Genomic DNA, 3536 nt, shown 5'->3' on the forward strand with positions numbered 1-3536 from the left:
GTGTGCCCATTTCTTGGGTTTGGGGGGAGAGCTTCCCCCCCCCCCCACCTTTCCCTCTTCTACCTTTTCTTTGGGGGGGGGGGGGGGGTTGTCCCCCCCCCCCCCCCCCCCCCCGCCCTGGCACTCACCGAGGAGACGGCGTCGAATGACGCACGCGCTCGGCCGGTGCTACTTGGAGTCGACCCGGCCGAGCGGGTCGGCTTCGGCCGCCAGCGCTTCGCATGCCGTCTGCCAGGCGAGGTCGCTGGGGTGGAGCGCGGTGCGCAGGTAGGCCCAGGTGAGCCGTTGGAGCAGCGCGACCCGTGCGGGGTTCTCGTCCGTGGTCTCGGCGACGTCGTATCCGGAGATGCCGCCGAGCCCGTGCTCCGCGTCGAACAGGGTGAGCAGCGACTTGGGGCCGGGGGAGAGGGTGTACGGATCGGTGTGCCAGTCCGGCCCCCGGACCGTCAGGTGGGCGGAGGCGTCCTTGTCCCCGGCCACCACGAGCGCGGGCATCGTCATCCGGGAGAAGTCCGGGGTCGAGAGGAAGGGGTAGTTCTCGGCCACCAGCGGGGTGAGGGCGTCACCTCCCCTGCCGGGTGCGGCCAGGAGGACGCCCGCCGTGATCCGGGGTTCGGCCAGGTCCACCGTCGTCCCGTCGTCGGGGTCGGTGAGCCGGGCGCCGAGCAGCAGGCTCGCGGTGTGCCCGCCCATCGAGTGCCCGGCGACGGCGACCCTGCCGTGGTCCAGGCGTCCGAGGAGTTGGGGGACGGCGGCCTCGATCGCGTCGAGCCGGTCGAGGATGTGCGTCATGTCCTCGGCCCGGGACCGCCAGTACATGGGTGCCCCGGGGGTGTCGGGGGCGAGGTCCAGCGTCGTCGAGCTGAGATGGGTGGGCTGGATCACGGCGAAGCCGTGCGCGGCCCAGAAGTTGACGAGGGGGGCGTAGCCGTTCAGCGAGGAGAGGTTGTTCGAGTGGCCCTGGCCGTGGGAGAGGAGGACGACCGGCAGGTCGCTCCCGGTCAGCGGCGCGGAGACCCGCACCTCCAGGTCCACGGCCCGGCCGGGCACCGGCAGGACGACCGGGCTGACGGAGAGGACGGGGACGGGCGGGCCGAAGGTGTCGGCCGGGTGCGTCGATTCGCTCATGGTGCGCATGTCCCTTCAGGGGCCTCTCCCCGTCGGGCCTGAGCGGCCGGCGGCGGGCGAGGCGGTCGGGAGCGTCCGGTTTCGGCTATGCTGAAACCGGAACCTTGTTCCACTTACTATACGGAACAGCGTTCCGCTTCGTCAATGACTATCGGGAGGAGAGCGTGGTGTCCACTGCGGGCCAGTCCGGGGAGACCCGGTCCGGGGAGTCGCCGGCCAGGGGAAGGCGGGCCGACGCGCAGCGCAACCGGCAGACGCTGCTGGCCGCCGCCGCCGAGGTGTTCGTCTCCTCCGGCGTCGACGCACCGATCCGCGAGATCGCGGCCAGGGCGGGCGTCGGAACGGGGACGATCTACCGCCACTTCCCGACCCGCGCGGATCTCGTCGTCGCCGTCTACCGCCACCAGGTCGAGGCCTGCGCCGAGGCCGGCCCGAGCCTGCTGGCCGAGGCCGACTCCCCGCTCGCGGCACTTCGCCAATGGGCCGACCTCTTCGTCGACTTCCTGGTCACCAAACACGGACTCGCCAACGCGCTGCAATCGGACGGCGGCGGCTTCGACGCGCTGCACGCCTACTTCCTCGACCGCCTGGTGCCCGTCTGCGCCCAACTGCTCGCCGCCGCGGCCGAGGCCGGCGAGACCAGGCCCGGAACGCAGGCCTACGAACTGATGCGCGGCATCGGCAACCTCTGCGCCGGCCGCGACGACGACCCCCGCTACGACCCCCGCCGCCTGGTCGACCTGCTCCTCCAGGGCCTCCAGCGACCGCCGTCATCCTGACGGGCCACGGCCTTCCGCAACCGTGAGCTCTCCTCGGTTCGGCCGGTCCTGGCCGGCATGGCGTGGATGGACCTGATCACTATGCCCCGCCCCGGCTGCGGCCGTGGTGCCCAGCTCGTGTTCGACGGCGGTGAACGCCTCGTCCACCACGGGCGGACGGATCGGTGCTGGTCACCAGGGGTGGAACTGCTGCTCGGGCCCTCTCAGGCCAACCCGCCAAAGCGGGCTGTCTCACCCAAGGCTGACAGAGAGGGCCAGTGCGGCGGGCAGGTGCACCACGAGTGTGAAGTAGAGGATGGCGGCGGTGCCCGCCAAGCGCGCGCCGCCGCAGGTCGTCCGCAGCGGCGCGCGTACCGGGTCGGTGCTACGGCGCGGTGACGCTCGGCTGGCCGCCCGCGCCGAAGGCCCAGCCCTCCACGTCGCCGGGGGCCGGCTGGTAGCTGGCGGCGCCGAGTTGAACATCGGTACAGCCGTTATCGGTGAGAACGATCATGGTCGTCCAGCACAGTGGTCACCGCCATCCTTCCGGCCGCCGGCGCCCTGAGCCCGCTTCGGGACCCTGATGCGCCAGAGCTGGACGAGGATGAGGATGAGGACGAGTCGGTCGGCTCGGAGTGAGCCGGGGCCGTCACTGCCTGCTTCCCTACCGACCGTCGCCCGGCGTCACAGGAGAGCACCGCCGGAGACCTCGATGCGCTGGGCGGTGACCCAGCGCAGTCCCTCGGAGGCCAGCGTAGCGATGGCGTCGCCGATCTCCTCAGGTTCGCCGACGCGGCCGAGCGCGGTCTGTCCGGCCAGAACCTGGCGCATTCCGGCGTCGTCCCGCATCGCTCCACCGTTGAAGTCGGTGGCGGTCGGCCCCGGGGCGATGGAGTTGACCCGGATGCCGCGTGGTCCGAGTTCTGCGGCGAGGGTGCGGCTCAGAGCTTCGACGGCGGCCTTCGACGCGGAGTAGGCCGAGGTGGCGGGGCTGGTGTGGCGGGTCAGTGACGTCGAGACGTTGATGACCTGGCCGCCCTGGGCCAGCAGCGGCACGAGCGACTGGATGAGGAAGAACGTGCCCCGGACGTTGGTGCCCATCACCGTGTCGAAGTCGTCGATCGTGACAGTCTCCAGCGGCCCGAAGACTCCCACTCCCGCGTTGTTGACCAGGATGTCGAGCCTCGAAGTACCCCAGCGCTCCAGCTGCGCGCCCAGTTCGGAGGTGAAGGACGCGAAGGAGGAGACGTCGCTGATGTCGAGCCGGAGAACAGCGGCAGTCCCACCCACGGCCCGCACCTGTTCCGCCGTCCTCTCAGCCCCGGCCACATCGCCGCGGTGGGTGACCACGACCCGCACTCCGCGTGTGGCCAGGGCGATGGCCGCGCTGCGCCCGAGGCCGCGATTCGCACCGGTCACCAAAGCGATCTTGTCGATTGTCATGAACTTCCTCCACCGTGCGACAACCAGGATCCGCCCAGGTGCCACAGATCAGAGGCGAGTCACTTGACTCGCCTTGTTGGTGCACCGTAAGCGGGCCCGAGGGGGGGGGGGGGGGGGGCTGGCGGGGGGGGGGGGGGGGCCTCCCCCCGGTAGAAAAAACCCCCCCGCCCCCCCCCCAGCCCTCCCCACCAAAAAACAAGAAGAGCC

At 71.2% G+C, this 3536-nt stretch carries 4 protein-coding genes; 1 reads left to right on the forward strand and 3 read right to left on the reverse strand.

Features of this window, described 5'->3' with window-relative positions; translation table 11 throughout:
* Positions 1-168: 168 nt before the first annotated feature.
* Positions 169-1128: an alpha/beta hydrolase family protein gene (locus tag AC07AL_RS34830; protein ID WP_478319344.1), complete on the reverse strand. Its 960-nt coding sequence runs from the start codon at positions 1126-1128 to the stop codon at positions 169-171.
* Between the two features lie 167 nt (positions 1129-1295).
* Here AC07AL_RS34830 and AC07AL_RS34835 point away from each other — a divergent pair, with 167 nt between their 5' ends.
* The gene (locus AC07AL_RS34835) at positions 1296-1907 is read left to right on the forward strand and encodes a TetR/AcrR family transcriptional regulator (protein WP_478319345.1); all 612 of its coding nucleotides are present in this window, start codon (positions 1296-1298) and stop codon (positions 1905-1907) included.
* 364 nt (positions 1908-2271) lie between these two features.
* On the opposite strand, the gene AC07AL_RS34840 is transcribed toward AC07AL_RS34835, so the two are convergent.
* A complete protein-coding gene (locus tag AC07AL_RS34840; protein WP_363585497.1) occupies positions 2272-2400 on the reverse strand; it encodes a hypothetical protein in 129 nt (42 codons plus the stop codon).
* Between the two features lie 170 nt (positions 2401-2570).
* Positions 2571-3329, reverse strand: a complete 759-nt coding sequence (locus tag AC07AL_RS34845) for an SDR family NAD(P)-dependent oxidoreductase (RefSeq protein WP_363585498.1) — start codon at positions 3327-3329, stop codon at positions 2571-2573.
* Between the last annotated feature and the right edge of the window lie 207 nt (positions 3330-3536).

The organism is Kitasatospora sp. NPDC043949 (assembly GCF_056435365.1).